The organism is Streptomyces sp. iso_384 (assembly GCF_056172905.1).
The window spans coordinates 4,806,955-4,826,963 of record NZ_JBWBTT010000001.1; the positions used below are offsets into that span (position 1 = coordinate 4,806,955).

Consider the following 20,009-nt stretch of genomic DNA (forward strand, 5'->3'; position numbering starts at 1 on the left):
AGCAATCCGCCCGTCAAACCTGTCGGATGATGAGGAAACGCATGCCGGCGGACCGGCCCGGCGGGCATGAAAAGAGCCCTTCCGGTCCCGTGGGACCGGAAGGGCTCGGAGGCTTTTCGGGTCACCGTTCGGGGTCGGGCACCCTCGGCGGGCAGTCCGGCCCTTCCGGGTTCGTCGCCACGCACAGGGGCGCCTGCGTCATCTTGGTGTAGTTGTCGGCCTTCTTGCCCGGGCTGGAGATGGCCGAGGTGAAGATCGGGTCGAGGTCCTCGCCCACACCGCACCCCTCGAACGGCGGGATATGGGCGTAGCCGGTCAAGGAGCCGCCGAACGCCACGAGATAACCGGCCGGCGGATAGCTCTGGCCGTACCCCCGCAGCACCTGCTCGAAGGGGCGTTCCGTGCGGCAGTCGGGGCCCACGTCCAGGGGCACCCCGTTCACCTTCACATCGGAGAGCCGCATGACGAGCTGGGCCGTGACGGTCGTCTCCTCCGGGTAGGTCGGCGTGTTGGTGACCGTGTGCGTGTGGATCGCGGCCGGCGGACCGACCTGCTCCAGTGTCATGGTCGCGGTGGTCGGCATGAAGCCGTAGCTGAGGAACGTGGCCTTCGTCGGCGGGAGTTGACGGCGGCCCTCGTAGTCGAAGTTCACCTCCGAGCTGACGTCGACGGTCGAGGCGCAGGAGTCGTTGATGTAGCGCTTGTTCAGCACCACCTTCATGAACGCGGGCCCCAGCGCCGCCGCGCCGTCCAGCTTGGCGGCGTTGGCGTAGCCGGCCGCGTAGGTCTCGGCGGTGGTCATCACCCACTCGGGCGGGATCTCGATCGGGCAGCTGCCCGGGTCCTCGTCGGCGAGGGCTTCGAGCCGTTCGTCGGTGAGGGCGTCGATCTTCTCCCGTGCGGTGGGTGGCAGCCCCTCGTCCGGCCGGGTGGGTTTCGGCTCCGGTACCGAGTCGCTCTCCCCGGGGCGAGGGGCGGGGGCCGTGGGGTCGGTGTCGCCGCGGACCGTGACCGCGGCCAGTTCGGGCTCCTGGCCCGGGACCGGTTCGCAGGCGACGTCGAGCCCCGGCGGCTCGGTCGGCTCGCCGTCGGCCGTACGGGAGGAGAGCGAGAGGGCGAGCGCGTCGGGGGTCAGCGTCGCGCGTCCGGGGCTGCCGAAGGCGACCGTCGGCACGTCCCCGGTGGCGGTGAGCGCCAGTTGGCCCTCGTCGGGCAGGGGCACGGGCGGGGCGGTCAGCTCCTGCCAGGAGGCGTCGGCGGACCGGTCGCCGACGGTGTTGCGGACGGTGAGCCGCGCGACGGCCGACAGGGTCCCGGTGTCGAGGTCACGGAACCGGGCGAGCGCCGTGGGCGGCAGGGTGACGTCCACCGAGACCTGGTCGGGGCGGATCTCCTCGCCCGTACGGACCGAGGTGGGCAGCACCGCCGAGACGGCGACGTCCACCTCCTCGGGCCCGGAGGGGAACGGGCAGGCGTAGCGGAGGGCGACCTCCGACTTCTGTTCCGCGGCGGCCGATTCGGCGCTGGGAACGAGCGCGGTGGCGACGACGAGCGCCCCGCCCACGGCCCAGTGGATCGGTCGTCTCGCTGCGGCGCGTGCATCGACGGTCATACGGATGTGTCCTTCCGGCGCGCGTGGGCCCAGAGGAGGGGTGGCTGCGGACAGCGGGTCCGCTTCCCGGCGACGGCCTCGCGGCTGGGGCCGGGCGGACCGCGAACGGACGTCGGGCGGGGTTCGGTTCGGCTGTGGCTCGAGCGGGTGCGGCCGTACGTCAAGCGGGGTCCGCCGTACGCCGGCCGGGGCCCGGCCGGGCTTCGGATCCCCCTACCGACGGGTACGGTACGCACGCCGACGACGCCTGGGAAGGGCCGGGTTCCCGATCGGATCACCGGCCCGCGGAGTTTGGCAGACGGTGACAAATCCGCCGTCGCGCCCTTGTCCGCGGGTGCGCGAAAAGAGCGGCGCGCCCGGCCACGGTCGTGCCCGGCCGTCGGGTGCGCACGGCCGGGCACGACGCTCGGTACGGGACGTCAGCGGCGGTGGGTCACCCGCTGATCACCGGGGACTGGCCCGATGCCGCGTTCACGATGGTGTACAGCCCCTGGAAGCTGGCGGTGGTGCCGACGATGCCGCAGCCGCCGCCGACCTTGTTGGCGATGGACAGGGTGAGCCCGCCGCCCGCGGTGTTCAGGGTGCCGTTGCTGCCGCCCGCGCTCGGGTTGTTGTACTTGGCCGCGACCTTGCCGGTCACGTCGAAGGTGCAGGGTCCGAGGATGCTGCTCCCGGTCACCTTCGCCTTGATCGTGCTGATCTCACCGGTCGTCTGGCCCGTGGAGTTGGTGCCGGCGCCCGGCGCGTAGTCCAGGCCCCAGATCTCCCACGGCGGGGTGGTGGACACCGTCCAGGTGGAGCTGAACGGCCCGGTGCACGGCGAGTTGAACGAGATCGCCGAGATGGACGCGAGCTTGGCCGGGCTGCCGGCGACCGGGGAGGTCGGCGCGGAGCCCGAGGCGGCGGAGGTCGCACACTGGATCTTGTTGCCGTTGTTGTCGGTCAGGACGGTCACTCCGGCGCTGCCGTTGAAGGCACCGGTCGGGCTGATCGTCCAGCTGGTGGGCGCTGCGACGGCCGAGGGGGCGGCCAGGACCACGGATGCCGCGGCGGCACCGATCGCGGTCAGGAAACCGGTTCGCTTGAACATGGGGGTACTCCCTTTTCTCGTTCCGTTGGGGATTCGGCTGAACGTGACTGGAGAGGTCTCTGCGCTGTTGTCCGCCGTGCCGGACGGTGCGGCACATGCGGCGGGGTCCACAGGGCTGGACGTGGGGGCGGCTCTCGCATCACCTCCTCGCACCGGGGGTGAGGCCTACCGCTTCGCGGAGTGCCAGAATTCCGACAGCTTCCGGCCCTCGTCCGGCGCGAGGCCGGCGGGGTCGTAGGGGCTGCCGAAGTAGGTCGTGGTGGCGTCGAGGGAGACGCTGTTCTTCCCGGCGGCGGACGGCAGACCGGTCTTGAGGTTCACCGCCCAGTTCAGGAGCCCGGCGCCGCAGCCGCTGGCACCCGGCACCGCGAAGGCCGCGTCGCCCTGGTCGGCGCCGTCGAAGGTGTAGCGCCCCATCTCGCCCTCGTCGTCGTTCGGGGTTCCGTCGGCCGAGAACCGCTGCAGCGAGAGGGTCGGCGCCGTCACGTTCTGCGGCTTCAGGAGCACCGGATTCGCGGTGGTCCCGATGTAGCACTTGTCACCCAGGAACGGATTCTTGAGGTGGATGCGGACCGGGATGGTGAGAATGGGCTCACCGGTGGAGAAGGCGGCGCTCATATTGAAGTCGCGCGGCGCTCCGGCCGGTTCGATGGTGGCTGTCACCCGGTTGAGATTGTTGTCGGTGAGCTGTCGGCAGATTCCTGATACGAGCGGAATTCCGCTGGGGCACATCAGCCCGAGCAGCCCGCCCGGGATCTCCGCCGGGTCGGCGGTCAGCGCACCCTCGGGCGGGGCCACCAGTGCGGCGGTGCCGTCGGCGCGCTGGATGACTCCGAGCTGCAGATCGGTCTTTCCGGTGGCCACCTCCGTCTTGCCCAGCGTGATGGATCCGGTGGCCGAGTTCGACGCTATGCAGGTGGCGATGGTGTTGATGCCGTCCGCGGCCAGCATGGCGGGTGCGTCCACCGGGCAGCGGTCGAAGGGCGCCCAGTCGCCGTTGAGCTGAGTGGCGGCGGTGGCCGATCCGGTGGAGAGCAGAGCGCTGAACGCCGTGAATGCCGCGAGCAGACCTACGCGGGTTCGATTGGAAACAGATCTCATGTCGTCCCCTCTGTCGGCCGCCGTGGCGCGGCCTCGTGCACGAAGTTGACCGGTTCTGCAACGCATGCCCGCACCGCGACGGACGTCGACGGCGATGGAGCCTCGGGTGGGCCCGGGGGCGGATGATCGGAGCATCAAATTTCGGGCAGATTTCGTGACCGAATTGATCGAGGCGTGATGTTACTCGCGGGAAACAGGGCGACACAATCCGTCCGTCTAAGATTCTTTGTGCAGCACTCTTTTTGATCCGGAAATGAGCATCGGAGTGCCGTGCCCTTGTCAAGGAATGCGTACGCGGCGGCGTGGAAATACCCGGCGACGACCGGAACCCCGCGCGTCGTGCGCATCCGGCGTGCGCGGAGCGGGGGGCTGCGGAAGTCCCGCTTCCGTTCGCTCACAGACGGTCTGCGATTCGGCCATACGGCCGGAAATGCCCGCCCAGGAGGGACTGTTCACCCGCGTTCGCCGTGGTGAGACGCCCGTGTGCGCGGCCATCGCGGGTGCCGACCGGTCCTGCGTACACCGGGCCGGGAACAACTCGGTCGTCACGGAACGGCTTTGTTGTCATCACCGGAGCAGGCGGCCGAAATTCATTGTCCGAAAGCGCGCAGTACGGCCCGACCTGCACGGAAGTCGCACAGTGCGGCCAGGATGTGTGCCCCTTGCACTTCGATCTTGTCCAAGTGGTGTGCAGTGCCTGTTCCTTGGTCTATCTTCGTCGCGAACTTGGTACGCACCTGTCGGTTCGTGGGAGCGCTTTCCCCCCACCGCCTCACCCCCACCGGGCGCCGAGAGCAAGGGGACATGTCATGGCACATCTCATACAGCCGCTGGACACCGAGGACCCGCTGGGGCCGCTTCCCCAGGAATTCGCGGCGATCATGCGGCCCGAACTGCCCAGCCTCATCAAGGAAATCGGCGTCGAGGTCACCCGGGCGTATCCGGAATACGCCCGACTGCTCGACGGGCCGAACGGGCAGGCCATCCGGGTGGGCGTGGAGCAGAGCCTCGCCTCCTTCGTCGATCTGGTGGCCGAACCCTCCTCCTCCACCACGCTCCGGGACGACATGTGCCGGCGCTTCGGACGGTTCGAGGCGTACGAGGGCCGGAGCATGGACACCCTCCAGGGGGCCTACCGGCTGGGCGCGCGGGTGGCGTTGCGGCGGGCGAAGAAGGTCGGGCAGAGCTATCACCTCTCCCCCACGCTGATGCTGAGCTTCGCCGACGCGCTCTTCGCCTACGTCGACGAACTGGAATCGCTTTCCCGCGAAGGATTCCTGGAAGTGCAGTCCCAGTCGGGCGAGCACAGCGAGGCACTGCGCCGCCGTCTGCTCCACCTGATCCTCGCCGGGCGTCCGGCCCCGGGCAGCGCCATCGCCGAACTGTGCGAGCAGGCCGGCTGGCCGCTGCCGGAGGAGGTCACGCTGATCGCCGTGCGCGCCCCGGCGGAGCTGGACCGGCTCAGCGCGGACCGTGACCTGCTCGTCGACCTGAGCGCCCCGCAGCCGCACCTGCTCGTCCCGGGAGCTCTGGACGACGCGCGAAGAGCCATGCTGGAGCAGGCCCTGCCGGCCGGCCGTGCGGCGATCGGCCTGACCGTGCCGACCGCGCTGGCCTGCGAGTCGATCCGCTGGGCCCGCCGGGTCCTGGAGCTCGTCGACTCCGGCGTGATCGACGACGCCCCGCTGATCCGCTGCGAGGACCACCTCATCACCCTGTGGCTGCTGTCCGACCCCGCCCTGCTGGACCAGCTCGCCCAGCGGGAGCTGGCCGCCGTCGCGGGGATCAGCGCCACCCGCCGGGACCGGCTGGTCGAGACGCTGCGGATCTGGCTCGACACCCGGGGCACGGCAGCGCAGATGGGCGCACTGCTGGATGTCCACCCGCAGACCGTGCGCTACCGCATGCGGAGCCTGGAGACCATCTTCGGTGACCAACTCGTCGATCCCGAGCGCCGTTTCGCCACCGAGGCGGTGTTACGGGCACAGCGCCTGCGATCCCGCGCCACCGGCACATCCCCCTGATCCGGATCATGTTCGGCGCGCCGGGTCAACTTACCGGCGCGTAAGGCGAAATAGACGGTCAGTCCCAAACGGTTGCGACACGGAGACGTATCCGACGAGAAACCCGGAACCGCGTCCCGTACACAGGAAGGAACCTGCCGCCCATCAGGCGACAGGCCCCGTGCACCGCCTCCTGGCCAACCATCCGAGAGGGAACACCCCATGACCGCCTCGCACCTCCTCGTCCCCGTGCCGATCCCGGACCGGGTCGCCGCGCTGATCGGTTCGTGCATTCCGCCGCACATCCTCCAGGCGGAGTTCGACGCCTACTGCGCGGCCCGCGAGGTCCGCAGGTTCCGCGGCCCCCGGCTCGGCGTCGAGGACCAGGCCGACCGGGAGCAGGCCCTGTCCGACCTGGCACGCGCCAACAAGGTGCTGGCCGCGCACCATCCGCGACTGGCGGTACTGCCCGGCTCACCGTTCTGAACCCGCATCGCCATCGAGCGCCTCGGCGGCGGACCGGTCTTGCGACCCGCCGTCACTCCCCTTACCTTACTCCAAAGTAAGTTTACTCTGGAGTAAGGAATTGGCGTGGACGGAACCAGCAGCGGCAACCTCACCGACGGTCTGGCCGGGCTCGACTTCGCGGCGGTCGGGCCCGAGGAGTTCGCACGGATCGTCAAGGGGCTGTCCGCCAAGCAACTCGCCGAGGTCATGCGGGGCGAGCTGCGCACCCGGATACTCGGCGAGGTCTTCGGCCGGATGCGGCAGCAGTTCCGGCCCGACGCGGCAGGCGGCCTCACCGCCCTGATCCGCTGGAGGATCACCGGCGAGGACGACGTGGTCTACGAGACGGCGATAGCCGACGGCGCCTGCCGGGTCACCTCCGGACGCTCCGATGCCGAACCCCGCACCACACTGGTGATGGGCGATGCCGAGTTCCTCAAACTGGTCTCCGGCAACGGCAATCCGGTCACGATGTTCATGACGCGCAAGCTGAAGGTCGCCGGTGACGTCGGCCTCGCCTCCGGCCTGACCCGCTACTTCGACATCCCGAAGGCGTGAGGGCATGAGCTTCTTCTCCCTCGCCCTGACCGAGGAACAGCAGGACCTCCGTAACTGGGTGCACGGCTTCGCCGCCCAGGTGGTCCGCCCGGCCGCCGCCGAGTGGGACGCCCGCGAGGAGACCCCCTGGCCGGTGATCCAGGAGGCCGCGCGGATCGGTCTGTACGGTTTCGAGTCGCTCGCCGACCTGTACGGGGACCCGACCGGGCTGTCCCTCCAGATCGCCAACGAGGAGCTGTTCTGGGGCGACGCGGGCATCGGCATGGCCCTGTTCGGCACCTCTCTCGCGGTCGCCGGAATCTTCGCCTCCGGCACCCCGGACCAGCTCGCCGAGTGGGTGCCGCAGTGCTACGGCGACGAGGACGATCCGAAGGTCGCCGCCTTCTGCGTCTCCGAACCGGGCGCCGGATCCGACGTCTCCGCGATGACGACGAGGGCCCGTTACGACGAGGCGGCCGACCAGTGGGTGATCTCCGGCCAGAAGGCGTGGATCACCAACGGCGGCATCGCCGAGGTCCATGTCGTCGTCGCCTCGGTCGACCCGTCGCTCGGCTCCCGCGGACAGGCCGCGTTCATCGTGCCGCCCGGCACGAAGGGCCTGACGGCGGGCCGCACGGTCAAGAAGCTCGGCCTGCGCGCCTCGCACACGGCGGACCTCTTCCTCGACGAGGTCACCGTGCCGGGCCACTGCCTGCTCGGCGGCAAGGAGAAACTGGACGCCCGCCTCGCCAGAGCCCGCGAGGGCGCCACCGCCAAGGGCCAGGCAGCCATGGCGACGTTCGAGGTCAGCCGCCCGACCGTCGCCGCGCAGGCACTCGGCATCGCGCGGGCCGCCTACGAATACGCCCTGGAATACGCCGGTGAACGGGAGGCGTTCGGCAGGCCGATCATCGAGAACCAGTCGATCGCCTTCGCCCTGGCCGATATCCGTACCGAGATCGAAGCCGTACGCCTGCTGATCTGGCAGGCCGCCTGGATGGCCCGCAACGACCGAACCTTCGACGCGGGCCAGGGCTCCATGTCGAAGTTGCGGGCCGGCGAACTCGCGGTCGCGGCAACGGAGAAGGCGGTCCAGATCCTCGGCGGCGCGGGCTACAGCCGGGAGCATCCGGTGGAGCGCATGTACCGCGACGCGAAGATCTACACGATCTTCGAGGGGACGAGCGAGATCCAGCGGCTGGTGATCGCCCGGGCGATCTCGGGGCGGCCCATCCGCTGAACGGCTGGCGTTGCGTCGCGTTGCGCAGCGCTCTACGGGGTTGCGCGGCACCCCCCGTCTCCCAAGAATCTCCCAGAATTGGAGCGCTACGCGAGGGCCGCTTCGAATCAGGCAGTGGGTGTCACCCTCGACGGCGAACAGTGCAGAATATGCGCGAGCCCCCTCCACTGAGCGGAGGGGGCTCACTTGTGCCGGAGGCCCGGCGAGGAGGCCACTCTTTCACTGGGTCCGGCACGCCCTTGGGGAGGCGACCCTTCTATCCGCTTAACGGATGGAGAAGGATCGAGTCACGTGATCAATCGAACATATATTCGAGTAGAGAGACTGCTCCCGGCGTTGCGGCATATGCCACGACCCTGCACGGTCATCTTGATATATCAGGACCACAGCCCGCTTCATAGGTTCGAACCTCACTCGATGATCATCGATCGGCGTAAGAGATTCGGATGGCAGAAGCGGCGTACCGGCGTATCGCCGCCGACATCCGCCGCCGCATCCGGGCCGGCGAGTGGACCATCGGCCAGCCACTGCCTTCCCGACGGACGATCGCCGGCCACTACCGGGTCCACGAGCAGACGATCCGCCTCACCTACGACCTGCTCCGCAGGAGTGGTGTTCTCGACGAAGAGAAGGGGCGTCACGTCACGGTGGCGCATCCTCCTGCTGTGCGCACCCTCACGAACGCCGACCTGCCATGGCCGTACAGCAGCGAGACGACCGACACCCGGCCGCGGCCCGCGACCGAGGAGCTCGCCGCACGGCTGGAGGTCCGGCCTGGGGTGATGCTGCATCACGAAACGGTGGAGTGCCTGGACCCCGGGGGCATTCGGCGATGATCGTGTCGTCGTGGTGGCGGGGGGCAGCGCAGGCCGCACACCAGCCATGTGGTGGAGGTGGGTACGGCGCCTCTGACTGCGGACCAGGCCCACGCTCTGGGCCTGCTGGTGGACATGGTGGCGTTTCGTCTGGTGCGGACTCGCCTCGGTGAGGACGGCGCTCCGGTGGAGACTGCTGATCTCGTCCTCCCCATCGATCGTTGGTTGATCCGTTTGCGCAGCCGGTGACACACTCCGGCTACGGACTCTGGGGTCAGTCAGCCCATCGAGCCTTACTCACTTTTGACCGAAAAACTAGTGTCGAGTGGCAATTGATGCCCTAACCATCCGTCAGGGTCACCGCGCGTATAACTCCAGCCCAGAGGCCAGGTTGCCCTTACCGGCCATGGCGTCGGAGTGCGGTCTGGAGCGGTGACGTGGCGGCCGGAAACGGTCGGCACTCCGGATCCCCCACCCGGTGGGCATGGTCGTCCGGGCGGGCGCCGGACATCGAGTCCGACCGGTCCAGGGTGACACTGTCGCCGGTGATCGGCTGGTCGCAGCGGGCACAGATCACGACGCCTCCCTCTCGGCACATGCCATCGGGTCGAGGCACTGGCGTGGGAACCGGAGTACGCCGCGCCGTCGGCCGGTCGGACCCGCTGCTCGCTGAGGTCGGCGCCCAGCCCGATACCGAGCGGGGCCCGGCACCAGACGCACGCCCAGCCACGCTGCTGTGCCTCGGTCAGGGCGGTGACTGGCGGTAAGGCTCTGGTGGTCATGGCGGCCCCTTGGTGTTGACGACCTGCTGTTTCTGCACGGTAGGTCGCGGTACAACAGGGGTGTGCACGCAACCTGCGTGCCTTACCCGGGGGCATTGCATGAACACTGAGCGCATCGGCCGCCGTATCGCGTACTGGCGTGAGCAACGCGGCTTCACCTAGGAAGACTTCGGTCGAATCATGGGGCAGAGCCGCCGGTGGGTACAGGACCTCGAAGGCGGCCAGCGCCAGCAGGACCCGCGCCTGTCCGTGCTCGTCCGGGCTGCCGAGGCCCTGCGCGTCCCCCTGGAGCAACTCTTGACCGACACCACACCCGCGGCCCCCGCGCCCGGCCGCCCACCCGTTGAGGCCGCCGCGGTCATCGACATCCTCTACCGGGATCCCGTCGACGACCCGCCGCTGCCACTGGATGCCCTGCGGCGGAGGCTCACGTACTGCTGCGAGGCGTTCCAGGCCTGCCACTACGGTGCGCTCGGCCGTGACCTCCCCGCCCTTGTTGTCGGCGCCGGCCAAGCCGCGGCGGCAGCCGGAACCGAGGGCCGGGAGGCGCACATGCTGAACTCTCGGGTGCTGCAGTTGGCCGCGTCGTTCCTCCATAAGTACGGGCAGCCCGCGGCCGCGCCGGCTGCGGTGGTGGCGGATCGGGCCCTGGCGGCCGCGGAGCGGGCCGGGGATCCGGTGGCGATCGGAGCCGCGTCGAGGCGGGTCGCGAAGTCCCTCTCGAACCAACAGCAGCCGGCCGCCGCAGTGGAGTTCGCCATAGGGTCCGCGCGCCGCCTCCATGCCGACCTGACTACGGCCGGGCCGCTCGGGTTGTCGACGTTGGGCATGCTGTACCTGTCTGCGGCGATCTCTGCGTCGTCGATGGGACGGACCCCGGATCGTGTGCGGGACGCGTGGAGCACGTCGACCAGGCTGATGAGGTCGCCGACCAGCAGGGTGCCGACATGAACGCCGACTGGACGAACTTCGGGCCGACGAACGTCAGCCTGCACCGGGTGGATGTCCTGGCCCGGTTCGAAGACGGCTGGTCAGCGCTCGAAGCCGCCGACGGCATGGACGGTGCGGCGGTGCAGGGGCTGAAGGCGGAGCGGCAGGCCGGGCACCTGATTACGATGGCACGCGCTCAGCTCTTGACACGGAAGAAGGAAGCCGCCGCCAAGTCGCTGACGGAGGCGGCCCGGTTGGCGCCGGAGGAGTTCAAGGGCAGGCCGGCCACGGTGAACTTGGTGAAGGACGTGGTGGGGGCAACGGCCAAGCCGGGCGGGGAGTTGCGCGCATTGGCCGCACGATGTGGACTCCAGGCATGACCCGAGTCCTGTACCTCATCGCCTGTGCCGCCGGCCCCACCGAGTACGTCGACGAGGGGGTGAGGTTGGCGCAGGCCCGCGGGTGGGATGTGTGCCTGATCCTGACGCCGTCCGCTGCCCGGTGGTGGGAGCCGCGCATGGGTGAGCTGGAGGCGTTGACAGGGCACCGGGTGCGGTCGCAGTACAAGCTGCCGGGCGAGAAGGATGCGCTGCCGAAGGCGGACGCGATGCTGGTGGCACCGCTGTCGTGCACCTCCCTGAACAAGTGGGGGGCGGGCATCGCGGACACCGTGGCTTTGGGTCTGGTATCGGAAGGCGTGCACCTGGGTGTGCCGGTGCTGGCGATGCCGTACTTCAACCAGGCGCAGGGGGCTCAGCCAGCGGTGGCCCGGAGCGTCGCGGATCTGCGGGCGCAGGGTGTGGTGTACCTAGACGGTCCGGACGGGTACGAGTCGCACCCGCCGAAGCAGGGCGACTCGAAGGCGTTTCCGTGGTCTCGCGCTTTGGACGCGGTCGAGGCGGTTGTCACACCCCGCCCGTAGACTCACGGCATGCCTACTCCTCCTGCCTCGCCGCGCGCCGCCCGGTCGTTGGCTGTGGTGAATGAGGAGATCCGGGCGCTACTCACGGGCGGCGGTCTGGTCACGCCGGAGGGGCGCTGCCGGTATGAGGAGTTGTTGGTGGAGTGGGCTGCGGCGGTGCGCGGGGATGTCACCGAGGCGGCTTAGAGCCCGGCTTCGAGCCAGAGAAGCCAAGGGATTCCCGCGACCATTCCGATGCCGCTGGCGACCCAGACGGTGACCATGAACGCCTGGAAGAGGCCGTACCACAAGCCGTAGGAGTAGCTGTGCCACATCTTCATCTTGCGAGTGTGGCATGGAGGCTCCGTCCGCCACGCACGAACGCCCGCCCCCACATGGAGGGCGGGCGTAAGGCTGGACGTTGCCGGGGCCTCTGTCCCGTTCGGTGGACGTCCCCCTGTTGGGGCACCTTGCGGGTGGGTCTGGCAGCAGACCCGGCTGTTCCGGCAGACGCGGCGGCGGAGTGACGCCCCATCGCGGATGTGCGCCGCCTGCCCGGAGTAGGCTCCACCGCCCCTTGAGGGGTGGAATCCCGCACGCGCCGTTCCGGGCGGAGGCTCCTAGGACTTCCGTCGTCGCCACCCAGCGCGGCAGACCGACCGTTGTCAGTGGTGCCGTTTAGGCTTCCGGCCGTGGCGAATCCGAGTGAGAACCTGATCGAGCTGTACCGGGCTTCCGTGGAAGCTCAGCGTGAGGCGTTGTCCCAGCCGTACACGGAGGAAGGCTGGCGGCCGTGGCGTGAGGCTGCGGAAACGTTCCAAGCTGCGGTGACAACCGAGGCCGCACAGGAGCCGAAGCAGAGCCGGTTCGAGCTGGAGCAGGCCGCGAATAAGGCCGTACTGCCCCCGGAGGAGTCCTTGGACGGTTGAGGTGACCTTCTGTTGGCGGGACCGTTAGCGGGTCATGATGACCTTCGCAGAGGCCTGTGCCGCCGCCGAAGCCGACGAGGACGCGGCGTACACCCTGTACTGCACGAAGCGCGAGCTGCGTGCGGCGCTCAACGTGGCTCGCCCAGACGGATCGCCTTCCCCCGCTGACAAGCAGGCCGCCGCTGCACTGTTCGAGCGGATGGCGAAGCGGCTGGGCGCTGTCGAGTAGCCCCCGACGCAGCCCCGCCCCCGTCCCGGGAGCAGCCGGGATGGGGGTGGTGAGCAATCCCCTTGTTTGTGGGCCCGTGGGCCCGTGGGCCCGTGGGCCCTGGGGGTTGATGTGACAAGCCTACGACCGGGCACTGACAACCCGTGCTCGATCAGCCCCGGCGTGGCGGGCGCAAGGCAGTGCTGGTTCAGTTGCGGTCAGGCGCTCGGGCAACTGTCTCGAAACGGTCCGGGGTCGCGCAGGGCGCGCTACTTTTCTCCGCATGCCCGAACCTACCTCCGCCATCCCGATGGCTGCGCTGCGTCAACTCGTATCGATGGCGCAGGCAGCCGCTAGTCCTGTGACGCTCGTCAAGCACGGTCGCCGAGAGGACCGCGCGATGGCTTACGACCGATTCCTAAAAGCGTGCGCTGGCGCAGTACGCAACCGTTCCACTACCGATGGCGTCGCCGAGGTCTGGTCCACATGGCAAGCCGTCAATCTGCGTTCCGGGAAGAAGGTGCGCGAGGCGGCTTCCGGCCTAGTCGATCGCGTCTACGCCACTGCAGACGCGGGGGCTCTCGGAGAAGGGCAGCGATGGATCTTTGACACCGAAGAGCAGGACTATCTGCCCCGTACAGATCTTGAAGAAGAGTTTGGGGTGGACCTCTCCAAGGATGAGGAGGTGCTCTTCATGCACGCCATGCGCTCCTTCGTCGAGGTTGCCCGAATGGATCTGCTGGAGCGCTGGTGGCACTGGCCGATGCCAGGCCCGCTGCGAAGGCGGTACCTGGCCAGCCGGTGACGGTGCGTTCCAGCCCAGGTGGGCGATACGCTGACACGGCGACGCCCCGGCCGCTTACCTCGGCCGGGGCGTCGCGCTGTGCGGCTACTGCTCAACAGCTTCGCACCTACGGCACCGTGGCGTGCTTTCCGGTGCGTAGTCGTGTTCTGCGAAGGTCCGCTCGCCACTCGGGCGGCACTGATCCGTCAGCTCCGGTAGATCCCGCTTCGCTCCACCGACAGGCGGCATGTACTCCATGGTCGTGGTCCTCACTGCTCGGCGCCGAGTCGGTAGGTGGCACTGTCCGGGTCGATCTTCACGATGACGCCCGCTTTCGCCAGGTCCCGCAGCGCGTCACGGGCCCGCTTCTCCTGTGCCCGCTGGTCGCCATCACCAAGCCCTGCGTCACGCAGGGCGGTCACGGAACGGCGGGTATCCCACGTGCCGCCGAGGGCACGGATGGTCTTCTCCAAGGCCTGGGCTGCCTGTGAAGGCATGGTCAGTGCTCCTTCGCCTCGGTGCCGCCGCAATGGCCGCACGCCTTCTTGCCGAGTTGCAGTGCATCGGCTTCCGTCATGGTCAGGACAGGGTGGAGCTTGCGCCCAAGGCGTTCGCCCTTCGCGCGAGCCGACAGGAAGCCGGGGCCGCAGTCGGGACGGTGGTAGTTGCGACCTTTGAGTGTGGTGATGACCTGCTGCCCCATGGTCGTGGTCCTCACTGCTCGGTGGTGGGCCCGTACTGGGCTCCGTCGTCGTAGATCGGGTCGGCCGGAACATCCTGCGGGAGCTGGGCGTCCGGGTTGGGGCCGTAGGTTGCGCCGTCGTCGTAGATACCGTTCACGGTCACTTCTCCTTTGGTTGGGTGGTTGCTCTGGTGTCGTCTACCAGTCGCGGCTGGGCTTGTTGGCGGCGTGCTTGAACACCTCAACGAGGGGCTCGGGGATGAGGTAGCCGACGACCTTGCCGAAGCCCGGGCCCTGCGCCTGGATCGGCGATTTGAGGGTGTCCGGCCACCAGCCGTCACGCGCCCCACGGTCGACGGCCCGTTTGATGGCGGCGCTGTGGCCCCGCAGGCTGCTGTCCTCCCCGCTGCGCAGGTCGCCGGCGGAGACGTATCCGCCGCGATTGGCGGCTTCCTTGATGATGCGGCGTGCGTTGGCGGGCAGGGCAAGGTAGAGACGCTCGGCTCGTTCCTTGGTCCAGGTGGTGTCGGGTTCGATGTCGGCGGTGTGGTCGGCGAGGAGGGCCAGGAGCTTCTCCTGGAAGTCCCCGGTGGGCTCCTCGACGGTGATCGTGATCTTCATGTTCCCCTCACTGCTACAGACGTGGATTAATGCCTGCCAAACGAGAGTAGCGCGGCAGCCCTCATCTGTCACCCATTAATTCTCTTTAGCTTCTCGTCTGATTCGGTGGCCCGGAGTAGCTAGCCGTGCGGCCACCACTGCCTCGGCACAGGATCGGACCGTGGAATACCCCATCCGACCCGCCCTCACCCAAGCCGTACCCGCCATCCCCGACGGGCCCGACTGGTGGTACGAGCCGAAGTTCGACGGGCACCGCACGATCCTCCGGCGCACCGAAGACAAGGTCATCCTGTACGCGCGCTCGGGCCGGGTCGTCACCAGCCACTGGATGGACCTCGCCGTCGCCGCCATGCAACTCCCACCCGGGACCACGCTCGACGGGGAAGCCGTCATCTGGCGGGACGGCCGCATCGACTTCGGGGCAGCCCAGTCCCGGGCCGCCTCCACCATCACCCGGGCCCGCGCCCTCGCCGCACAACACCCCGCCAGCTACGCCGCGTGGGACGTTCTGGAGCACCCCGAGCGCGGGCAGACCACAGGGTTCCCCTACACAGAGAGGCGCGGACTGCTCGTCGACCTCCTCCACGACATCCCGCCCCCGATCCAGGCCGTCCCTGCCACCGACGACCGAGCGGTTGCCGTCGCCTGGTACGAGGGACTCCAGGAGCAGGGCATCGAAGGGATCGTCTGTAAGAAGGGGGCGGCTGGCTACCCCGCCGGCCGCCGCGGGTGGACCAAGGTCCGGCACGCCGACACCGAGGACGCGCTCGTCGTCGGCTACCTCGGGCCCCGGTGCCGACCCCACCGGCTCGCACCCGCAGTAGGCGACGAAGGCGGACCCATCCGGCTGACCACACGCCTCGACCCTGTACTCGCCGGGCGGATCGGTGAGGCGCTCACCGCGGCCGAGGTTGTCGGGGAGCGGCGGGCCGAAGGAGAGACGTACACCCGGGTTGAGTCCGACCTCACCGTCGAGGTGCTCGCTGCCTCCGGCAGGCACGGGACGCTCACCGTCACCCGCATGCGATAGCAGCAGGTCGGGAGCACGCTGGATGTATGTCCGCGCCCATTGCCATCCACCGCCCCTCCCCCACCGGCGGCCGACGAGTCACCATCCAAGGACAGATCGCCGGGCTCGCGCACAACGATGAGGACGTCATCGAATTCCAGAGACGGGCCGGGCTCCCCGACGCGGCGGACCTCGTAGACCAATCCGACTGGGTCGAATGGCGAGGTGGGCGGGCGCACCACTACGAAGCGGCATAGGAACGCCCTCCCCCGGACGAACCGAGGGAGGGCGAGTGCAGCTAGTTAGTTCACCGACGGTCCTGGGCGTCTACCTCGTCGAGCCAGTCGCCTTCGGATGAGTCCCATGTCCCGGGGCGCATGTACCTGCCATCGTGGAGACGGACCCCAGCCTCGATGCCGCCGTTCAGGCGCCCCGACCGAGTCATGATCTCGACGCCGCACGCCGCAGCGAACTCGTAGACGTCGAAGTTGGGGTCCTGGTAGCCCAACACCTGGGCAGTCACCCACATCACGTTCATGCGGACGGTGTCGGCCTCCTGGTCGGTGAGCACCCGCCCACCCTTGCCGTCAACTGCACGGTCGTGACCGGCACGGTCGGCCCGGAAAGGGGCATCGGACCAGTCGTGCCTTCTGATCTCGGCGGCATGCTCACGCGCGATACGGCTCAAGGCCATGGTGTCCTCCGACAGGACTAGGTGCTACGCCATCCCCCGATGGGACGGTACGTCGATGCTACAACCAACGCCCTTGCGCGGGCAGCCGCTTGGCCTCCCGTGGGGAGCCGGGAGGAGCGGCAGGCCCCGCCCGCAGGGGGTCAGCGGGCAGGGCCTGAAGCGGGGCCCTCAACCTGGCGAGCATCCGGCGCCGCAAGAGCAACGATGCACCCGATTCGGCCACAGGGGTAGAGGTGTGACCGGAAACGGTTGCCTCAGATCAGTGCAGGCCCCTGCGATGAGCCTCGCGTCGGATCCGAGCGGCGAGCCGCCCTGCTTCTATGGCCCGCTCCCGCGCCTCCCCGGTCAGGTAGTCCGGGATGGGTCTCGGGTCTCCGTTCGGTTCCAGCAGCAGATCCGCCTTCCAGATGAGCGGCAGGATGTCGGCGCTGAGGTAGCAGTCGTGCCAGCCGATGCTGTGCCCGGAAGGCGGGCAGGCGCGGTCGGCGTGCACGGTGGCCATCAGGTGGTGGGCTTCCTCGCCGCCGAAGTCCGTTTCATGCGGCTCGTCGAGGTAGCGCGAGATGAACTTGGCGGCGTTGACGCGGCCTATGGGCATGAGTCCTCCAAGACTCATTGCGGTCATCCCTCGACCGCTGCAGGCCCCGCGCCTGATTCGACGGTAGCGGACAGCCGACGGTTTGTCTGGGCTGCCCTCCCCTGGGGCCTCATAGGCCGATGCCCTCCGATGCGGCGTCGGTCTCGTACTGGCCAGCGCCCAACCAGTTCTCCGCGAAAGCGACAACAGCAGGCAGCGCTTCAGCCGGGAAGTACTCCTCGCCGCGGGTTCGCTTCCATCCCTCCTCAGCTAGGTGCGCCAATAGGGCGGACTCCAACGTGCGCGCCACGCCGTGGGATAGCCCTGTTCGCACGAGGTGCCGCTGGCTGAGACCGACAGTCGAATGCTGCTCCAGGCGCTTGTGCCCGGCGCCTGAGCTGATCCCAAGCTTCACCGTCGGCATCCCTGTGACGGTGTCGGTGCCGCTGACGATGTAGAAAACATCGTGCGGCGGAGCACTTCGCCCGGTCCTACATACTCGACACATGGCCTCCGCGTTGTACCCCTGATTGATGCCGATCTGGGAGAGGTGGCCAACGATGCAGCAGATCGCCACTCGCTGAGTTACGCGTCCAACCAGTGGCTCCAGGATCATCGCGCCCTGAGCGGCGGCGTTGGCCTTGAAGGCGGCTAGCTTGGGGGTCTCGCGGATCTTCTTGCATGTGGGGCATGGGTGTTCGTGCGGATCTCGTTCCTTGAAGTTGAGGAACTCGTGATTCGGTGATGGCTGCCAATCAATCCGGGGATCCAAAGCGGGCAGCGTGAAGACGTGCCCAGAGAGACACCGCACCACCTTCGCGGGCCTGCCGTACTGAGTCTTCTCGTCACTCAACACCCGCAGATCGAAATCGGCTGCGTACTGCGGAAAGGCTGCGATCCCCTCCACCTCCTTCCGGGCCCTCATGCAGGTAAAGCACGACTCCAGCTCGTTCCTCGGCAGGGGCCCCACATGGCTGTCGAGAGTGAAGCCGCCCACCAGAACACTGATGGGCTTCGCCTCTGCGGTGTGCCCCTCGCCGCAAGCCATCTTCACGGGCTCGTTGACGCCGCCTACCGGCCCGCGTAGGGACCAGCCCAACTCGTAGGCACGGACCCTGAAAGCTGCAACTACGGACTGCTCTGCCCGGAGCATGAGCAACCGGGCCCTTACCTCATGCTCGTGGTCTCCGTCGTGTGCGGTGCTCACCCTTTTGTCTCCTGACGGAAGCGGTCGGTGATGCCGCCGAAGAGGGCTTCGGCTGCGTCGACGTGCTTGGCGTTGCGCTGTCCCTTGTTGCGGCGTTTCCAGTAGCCGACGGTGGTGGCGGGGTTGTCGTGGTCGGCGAAGGCTTGGACTTCTGCGAGGTCGACGTGGTCGTCGAGCATGTGCGTGATTCGGCTGGCGCGCAGGACGTGCGGGGTGAGCTTCCGGCAGATCTTGCACCGGGCGAAGGCGTGGCCCGGCTGGTCGACGGCCGGGCACGTGAGGACGCGCGCCTTGCGTCCGAGGCGGGTGAGGAGTCGGGCGATGTCGTGCCGGTCCAGGCGCTCGCCAGCGGAGTCGAGGAGCAAGGCGTTTCCTACGCCTTCTGTGACCACCGCGCGGCCTGCGGTGTGGGCGTCGAGGAGTTCGGCGACGGTGACGGGGAGCGGGAGGATGCGTTCCTTGTGTTCTTTGCGGGTGACGTCGAGGTAGGAGCGTCGTCCTCGTTCGATCCGGTCGGTGACGTCGGCGGCGCACATCTCGGAGACGCGTCCGGCGAGGGTGTAGAGGAGGAGGACGACGAGGGCATCGAACTCGTTCTCCGCCGCTCGCACGACTGCCTGGACTTCGTCGACTTCAAGCACGGGGGTGCTGCGGGAGGTGTTGCCTTTGTCGACCTTGGGTCGGTCGTCTTGGGTGACGGGGTTCTTTGGGAGGTCGATCTTCTCGGCGGCGTAGGTGTGGAGTGAGGAGAGCGTGTTGAGGTAGCGGCTGATCGTGGTGGGGGGCGCCCCACGGCCTTCCATGCGGAGTCGCCAGGCGCGGATGTGGTCGGCGGTGAAGCAGCCGAGGGCGAACCGCTCGTGGCCCAGCTCTTGCGCGTAGGCGCCCCAGACGCGCCGGATGTCGTCGACGTAGTTGCGCTTCGTCTGGAGGCTGCTCCGACGGACGGAGGTAAGCCAGTCCATGACCCAGACGAAGGTCTCGGGTGTGACGGCTTCGGCGAGGAGTTCGGCGCGGGGTCGGTAGGTACGCTGCTGTCCTTGGCGGTCGACTTGAACCATGCCGAGGTCGTCGACGAGCTTGCGGCGGACTTCCTCGAAGAGGTCCGAGCCAGGCAGTGCGATCGACTGCCCGGCTCGCTGAGTGATGGACTGCTCGGTCACGCAGCATCCTCTCGGACCGACGCGGCCCATGTGGCGAGCGTGTCGAAGTCGGCGGGGAGCAGCCCGAGGTGCGGGTCGATGTGGTGGAGCAGCGCGGGCCCCTGGTGGTGGGTGGTGACGTACTCGCGGTCGAGGTCGGTGATGTCGTCGTCGATCCATGCGAAGGGGCGCCCGGCGGCGTACTCGACGATCGTGGCGGTCTTCCAGAAGATCCGGGGCTCGGACTTCCAGTACGGGCTGCTCGCGGGCCGATCATCGGGCCAGGTGATGACGGGGAGTTCGGGCAACCCGAGGTGGGGGCCGATCCACTCGTTCGCCTCGTGGGCCCAGGTGGTGGCCCAGACGAGGTTGTACGGCAGGGCGGTGAGCTGGGCGCCGTGTTCGTGGTTCAGCCAGACCCGCAGAGGCTTCTGGTACGGCTGCTCCCACCCGGTCGGGCGCATCCGGTGCGTGGTGTAGCCCTCAGGGCGGCGAGAGGGCTTCGCCATCCACGGATTCAGCGGTCCATCGACGTCGATTAAGAGCAGCGGAAGCGCGTCCTTGTCCATGCTACAGAGGTACCGAATTCCTAGCGCATAAGGGAACGTTATGTGCTACCTGTCGGCGCGCGCCGGGAC

The 20,009-nt window shown here is 68.4% G+C and carries 27 protein-coding genes; 14 read left to right on the top strand and 13 right to left on the bottom strand.

Annotated elements, in window-relative coordinates; genetic code table 11:
• Positions 1-121: 121 nt before the first annotated feature.
• The 3 genes from AC0VY3_RS21545 to AC0VY3_RS21555 all read right to left on the bottom strand — a co-directional run bounded on the left by AC0VY3_RS21545 (position 122) and on the right by AC0VY3_RS21555 (position 3,803).
• Complete coding sequence (locus AC0VY3_RS21545; protein WP_475550323.1) at positions 122-1,612, bottom strand: DUF6801 domain-containing protein; 1,491 nt, start codon at positions 1,610-1,612, stop codon at positions 122-124.
• 433 nt (positions 1,613-2,045) lie between these two features.
• Positions 2,046-2,702 carry a hypothetical protein gene (locus AC0VY3_RS21550; RefSeq protein WP_475550324.1) on the bottom strand — a complete coding sequence of 219 codons (657 nt, stop codon included), beginning with the start codon at positions 2,700-2,702 and terminating at the stop codon, positions 2,046-2,048.
• A gap of 165 nt (positions 2,703-2,867) precedes the next feature.
• Positions 2,868-3,803: a hypothetical protein gene (locus AC0VY3_RS21555; protein WP_475550325.1), complete on the bottom strand. Its 936-nt coding sequence runs from the start codon at positions 3,801-3,803 to the stop codon at positions 2,868-2,870.
• Between the two features lie 809 nt (positions 3,804-4,612).
• On the opposite strand from AC0VY3_RS21555, the gene AC0VY3_RS21560 reads away from it, so the two are divergent.
• The 9 genes from AC0VY3_RS21560 (at position 4,613) to AC0VY3_RS21600 (ending at position 11,725) form a co-directional block, all read left to right on the top strand.
• On the top strand, positions 4,613-5,827 hold the full coding sequence (locus AC0VY3_RS21560) for a PucR-like N-terminal domain-containing protein (protein WP_242737681.1): 1,215 nt from the start codon (positions 4,613-4,615) through the stop codon (positions 5,825-5,827).
• A gap of 201 nt (positions 5,828-6,028) precedes the next feature.
• On the top strand, positions 6,029-6,292 hold the full coding sequence (locus tag AC0VY3_RS21565; RefSeq protein WP_103507047.1) for a hypothetical protein: 264 nt from the start codon (positions 6,029-6,031) through the stop codon (positions 6,290-6,292).
• A 105-nt stretch (positions 6,293-6,397) separates the two neighbouring features.
• Positions 6,398-6,871, top strand: coding sequence for an SCP2 sterol-binding domain-containing protein (locus AC0VY3_RS21570; RefSeq protein ID WP_475550326.1), 474 nt, complete (start codon positions 6,398-6,400; stop codon positions 6,869-6,871).
• 4 nt (positions 6,872-6,875) lie between these two features.
• On the top strand, positions 6,876-8,090 hold the full coding sequence (locus AC0VY3_RS21575; RefSeq protein ID WP_103507045.1) for an acyl-CoA dehydrogenase family protein: 1,215 nt from the start codon (positions 6,876-6,878) through the stop codon (positions 8,088-8,090).
• 446 nt (positions 8,091-8,536) lie between these two features.
• Positions 8,537-8,926: a GntR family transcriptional regulator gene (locus tag AC0VY3_RS21580; RefSeq protein ID WP_475550327.1), complete on the top strand. Its 390-nt coding sequence runs from the start codon at positions 8,537-8,539 to the stop codon at positions 8,924-8,926.
• 941 nt (positions 8,927-9,867) lie between these two features.
• Positions 9,868-10,638, top strand: coding sequence for a hypothetical protein (locus AC0VY3_RS21585; RefSeq protein ID WP_475550328.1), 771 nt, complete (start codon positions 9,868-9,870; stop codon positions 10,636-10,638).
• Positions 10,635-10,997: a hypothetical protein gene (locus tag AC0VY3_RS21590; protein WP_475550329.1), complete on the top strand. Its 363-nt coding sequence runs from the start codon at positions 10,635-10,637 to the stop codon at positions 10,995-10,997. The genes AC0VY3_RS21585 and AC0VY3_RS21590 overlap by 4 nt, the downstream gene beginning before the upstream one ends.
• Positions 10,994-11,539, top strand: coding sequence for a flavoprotein (locus tag AC0VY3_RS21595; RefSeq protein ID WP_475550330.1), 546 nt, complete (start codon positions 10,994-10,996; stop codon positions 11,537-11,539). Before AC0VY3_RS21590 ends, AC0VY3_RS21595 begins: the two co-directional genes overlap by 4 nt.
• A 9-nt stretch (positions 11,540-11,548) precedes the next feature.
• Positions 11,549-11,725, top strand: coding sequence for a hypothetical protein (locus AC0VY3_RS21600; protein ID WP_475550331.1), 177 nt, complete (start codon positions 11,549-11,551; stop codon positions 11,723-11,725).
• Here AC0VY3_RS21600 and AC0VY3_RS21605 read toward each other — a convergent pair.
• A complete protein-coding gene (locus AC0VY3_RS21605) occupies positions 11,722-11,859 on the bottom strand; it encodes a hypothetical protein (RefSeq protein ID WP_475550332.1) in 138 nt (45 codons plus the stop codon). The genes AC0VY3_RS21600 and AC0VY3_RS21605 overlap by 4 nt on opposite strands.
• Before the next feature lie 351 nt (positions 11,860-12,210).
• Between AC0VY3_RS21605 and AC0VY3_RS21610 the strand changes: the two genes are divergently transcribed.
• The 3 genes from AC0VY3_RS21610 (at position 12,211) to AC0VY3_RS21620 (ending at position 13,460) form a co-directional block, all read left to right on the top strand.
• Positions 12,211-12,447 carry a hypothetical protein gene (locus AC0VY3_RS21610; RefSeq protein ID WP_475550333.1) on the top strand — a complete coding sequence of 79 codons (237 nt, stop codon included), beginning with the start codon at positions 12,211-12,213 and terminating at the stop codon, positions 12,445-12,447.
• A gap of 34 nt (positions 12,448-12,481) precedes the next feature.
• A complete protein-coding gene (locus AC0VY3_RS21615) occupies positions 12,482-12,676 on the top strand; it encodes a hypothetical protein (RefSeq protein ID WP_475550334.1) in 195 nt (64 codons plus the stop codon).
• 262 nt (positions 12,677-12,938) lie between these two features.
• Complete coding sequence (locus AC0VY3_RS21620) at positions 12,939-13,460, top strand: hypothetical protein (RefSeq protein ID WP_475550335.1); 522 nt, start codon at positions 12,939-12,941, stop codon at positions 13,458-13,460.
• Between the two features lie 248 nt (positions 13,461-13,708).
• On the opposite strand, the gene AC0VY3_RS21625 is transcribed toward AC0VY3_RS21620, so the two are convergent.
• The 4 genes from AC0VY3_RS21625 to AC0VY3_RS21640 are packed head-to-tail and all read right to left on the bottom strand — an operon-like array spanning position 13,709 to position 14,742.
• The gene (locus AC0VY3_RS21625) at positions 13,709-13,936 is read right to left on the bottom strand and encodes a hypothetical protein (RefSeq protein ID WP_475550336.1); all 228 of its coding nucleotides are present in this window, start codon (positions 13,934-13,936) and stop codon (positions 13,709-13,711) included.
• A gap of 2 nt (positions 13,937-13,938) precedes the next feature.
• Entirely contained in the window at positions 13,939-14,142 is a 204-nt protein-coding gene (locus AC0VY3_RS21630) for a hypothetical protein (RefSeq protein ID WP_475550337.1), read from the bottom strand.
• Between the two features lie 11 nt (positions 14,143-14,153).
• Positions 14,154-14,279: a hypothetical protein gene (locus tag AC0VY3_RS21635; RefSeq protein WP_475550338.1), complete on the bottom strand. Its 126-nt coding sequence runs from the start codon at positions 14,277-14,279 to the stop codon at positions 14,154-14,156.
• Between the two features lie 40 nt (positions 14,280-14,319).
• Positions 14,320-14,742: a hypothetical protein gene (locus AC0VY3_RS21640; RefSeq protein WP_475550339.1), complete on the bottom strand. Its 423-nt coding sequence runs from the start codon at positions 14,740-14,742 to the stop codon at positions 14,320-14,322.
• A 160-nt stretch (positions 14,743-14,902) separates the two neighbouring features.
• Here AC0VY3_RS21640 and AC0VY3_RS21645 point away from each other — a divergent pair, with 160 nt between their 5' ends.
• On the top strand, positions 14,903-15,772 hold the full coding sequence (locus AC0VY3_RS21645) for an ATP-dependent DNA ligase (RefSeq protein WP_475550340.1): 870 nt from the start codon (positions 14,903-14,905) through the stop codon (positions 15,770-15,772).
• A gap of 26 nt (positions 15,773-15,798) precedes the next feature.
• A complete protein-coding gene (locus AC0VY3_RS21650; RefSeq protein WP_475550341.1) occupies positions 15,799-16,008 on the top strand; it encodes a hypothetical protein in 210 nt (69 codons plus the stop codon).
• A 50-nt stretch (positions 16,009-16,058) separates the two neighbouring features.
• Here AC0VY3_RS21650 and AC0VY3_RS21655 read toward each other — a convergent pair whose 3' ends face one another.
• The 5 genes from AC0VY3_RS21655 to AC0VY3_RS21675 form a co-directional block, all read right to left on the bottom strand.
• The gene (locus AC0VY3_RS21655; RefSeq protein ID WP_475550342.1) at positions 16,059-16,445 is read right to left on the bottom strand and encodes a hypothetical protein; all 387 of its coding nucleotides are present in this window, start codon (positions 16,443-16,445) and stop codon (positions 16,059-16,061) included.
• Positions 16,446-16,704: 259 nt separating this feature from the next.
• Positions 16,705-17,043 carry a hypothetical protein gene (locus tag AC0VY3_RS21660; protein WP_475550343.1) on the bottom strand — a complete coding sequence of 113 codons (339 nt, stop codon included), beginning with the start codon at positions 17,041-17,043 and terminating at the stop codon, positions 16,705-16,707.
• 109 nt (positions 17,044-17,152) lie between these two features.
• Complete coding sequence (locus AC0VY3_RS21665; protein WP_475550344.1) at positions 17,153-18,229, bottom strand: hypothetical protein; 1,077 nt, start codon at positions 18,227-18,229, stop codon at positions 17,153-17,155.
• Positions 18,226-19,392, bottom strand: coding sequence for a tyrosine-type recombinase/integrase (locus AC0VY3_RS21670; RefSeq protein WP_475550345.1), 1,167 nt, complete (start codon positions 19,390-19,392; stop codon positions 18,226-18,228). Before AC0VY3_RS21670 ends, AC0VY3_RS21665 begins: the two co-directional genes overlap by 4 nt.
• Positions 19,389-19,940, bottom strand: coding sequence for a hypothetical protein (locus AC0VY3_RS21675; protein WP_475550346.1), 552 nt, complete (start codon positions 19,938-19,940; stop codon positions 19,389-19,391). The genes AC0VY3_RS21670 and AC0VY3_RS21675 overlap by 4 nt, the downstream gene beginning before the upstream one ends.
• Between the last annotated feature and the right edge of the window lie 69 nt (positions 19,941-20,009).

Coding starts and splice junctions, on each gene's coding strand:
- AC0VY3_RS21590 (WP_475550329.1), top strand. CDS start 10,635: ATGAACGCCGACTGGACGAACTTCGGGCCGACGAACGTCAGCCTGCAC.
- AC0VY3_RS21615 (WP_475550334.1), top strand. CDS start 12,482: ATGATGACCTTCGCAGAGGCCTGTGCCGCCGCCGAAGCCGACGAGGAC.
- AC0VY3_RS21600 (WP_475550331.1), top strand. CDS start 11,549: ATGCCTACTCCTCCTGCCTCGCCGCGCGCCGCCCGGTCGTTGGCTGTG.
- AC0VY3_RS21655 (WP_475550342.1), bottom strand. CDS start 16,445: ATGGCCTTGAGCCGTATCGCGCGTGAGCATGCCGCCGAGATCAGAAGG.
- AC0VY3_RS21595 (WP_475550330.1), top strand. CDS start 10,994: ATGACCCGAGTCCTGTACCTCATCGCCTGTGCCGCCGGCCCCACCGAG.
- AC0VY3_RS21630 (WP_475550337.1), bottom strand. CDS start 14,142: ATGGGGCAGCAGGTCATCACCACACTCAAAGGTCGCAACTACCACCGT.
- AC0VY3_RS21560 (WP_242737681.1), top strand. CDS start 4,613: ATGGCACATCTCATACAGCCGCTGGACACCGAGGACCCGCTGGGGCCG.
- AC0VY3_RS21675 (WP_475550346.1), bottom strand. CDS start 19,940: ATGGACAAGGACGCGCTTCCGCTGCTCTTAATCGACGTCGATGGACCG.
- AC0VY3_RS21555 (WP_475550325.1), bottom strand. CDS start 3,803: ATGAGATCTGTTTCCAATCGAACCCGCGTAGGTCTGCTCGCGGCATTC.
- AC0VY3_RS21550 (WP_475550324.1), bottom strand. CDS start 2,702: ATGTTCAAGCGAACCGGTTTCCTGACCGCGATCGGTGCCGCCGCGGCA.
- AC0VY3_RS21580 (WP_475550327.1), top strand. CDS start 8,537: ATGGCAGAAGCGGCGTACCGGCGTATCGCCGCCGACATCCGCCGCCGC.
- AC0VY3_RS21565 (WP_103507047.1), top strand. CDS start 6,029: ATGACCGCCTCGCACCTCCTCGTCCCCGTGCCGATCCCGGACCGGGTC.
- AC0VY3_RS21620 (WP_475550335.1), top strand. CDS start 12,939: ATGCCCGAACCTACCTCCGCCATCCCGATGGCTGCGCTGCGTCAACTC.
- AC0VY3_RS21625 (WP_475550336.1), bottom strand. CDS start 13,936: ATGCCTTCACAGGCAGCCCAGGCCTTGGAGAAGACCATCCGTGCCCTC.
- AC0VY3_RS21605 (WP_475550332.1), bottom strand. CDS start 11,859: ATGAAGATGTGGCACAGCTACTCCTACGGCTTGTGGTACGGCCTCTTC.
- AC0VY3_RS21650 (WP_475550341.1), top strand. CDS start 15,799: ATGTCCGCGCCCATTGCCATCCACCGCCCCTCCCCCACCGGCGGCCGA.
- AC0VY3_RS21640 (WP_475550339.1), bottom strand. CDS start 14,742: ATGAAGATCACGATCACCGTCGAGGAGCCCACCGGGGACTTCCAGGAG.
- AC0VY3_RS21575 (WP_103507045.1), top strand. CDS start 6,876: ATGAGCTTCTTCTCCCTCGCCCTGACCGAGGAACAGCAGGACCTCCGT.
- AC0VY3_RS21545 (WP_475550323.1), bottom strand. CDS start 1,612: ATGACCGTCGATGCACGCGCCGCAGCGAGACGACCGATCCACTGGGCC.
- AC0VY3_RS21660 (WP_475550343.1), bottom strand. CDS start 17,043: ATGCCCATAGGCCGCGTCAACGCCGCCAAGTTCATCTCGCGCTACCTC.
- AC0VY3_RS21585 (WP_475550328.1), top strand. CDS start 9,868: ATGGGGCAGAGCCGCCGGTGGGTACAGGACCTCGAAGGCGGCCAGCGC.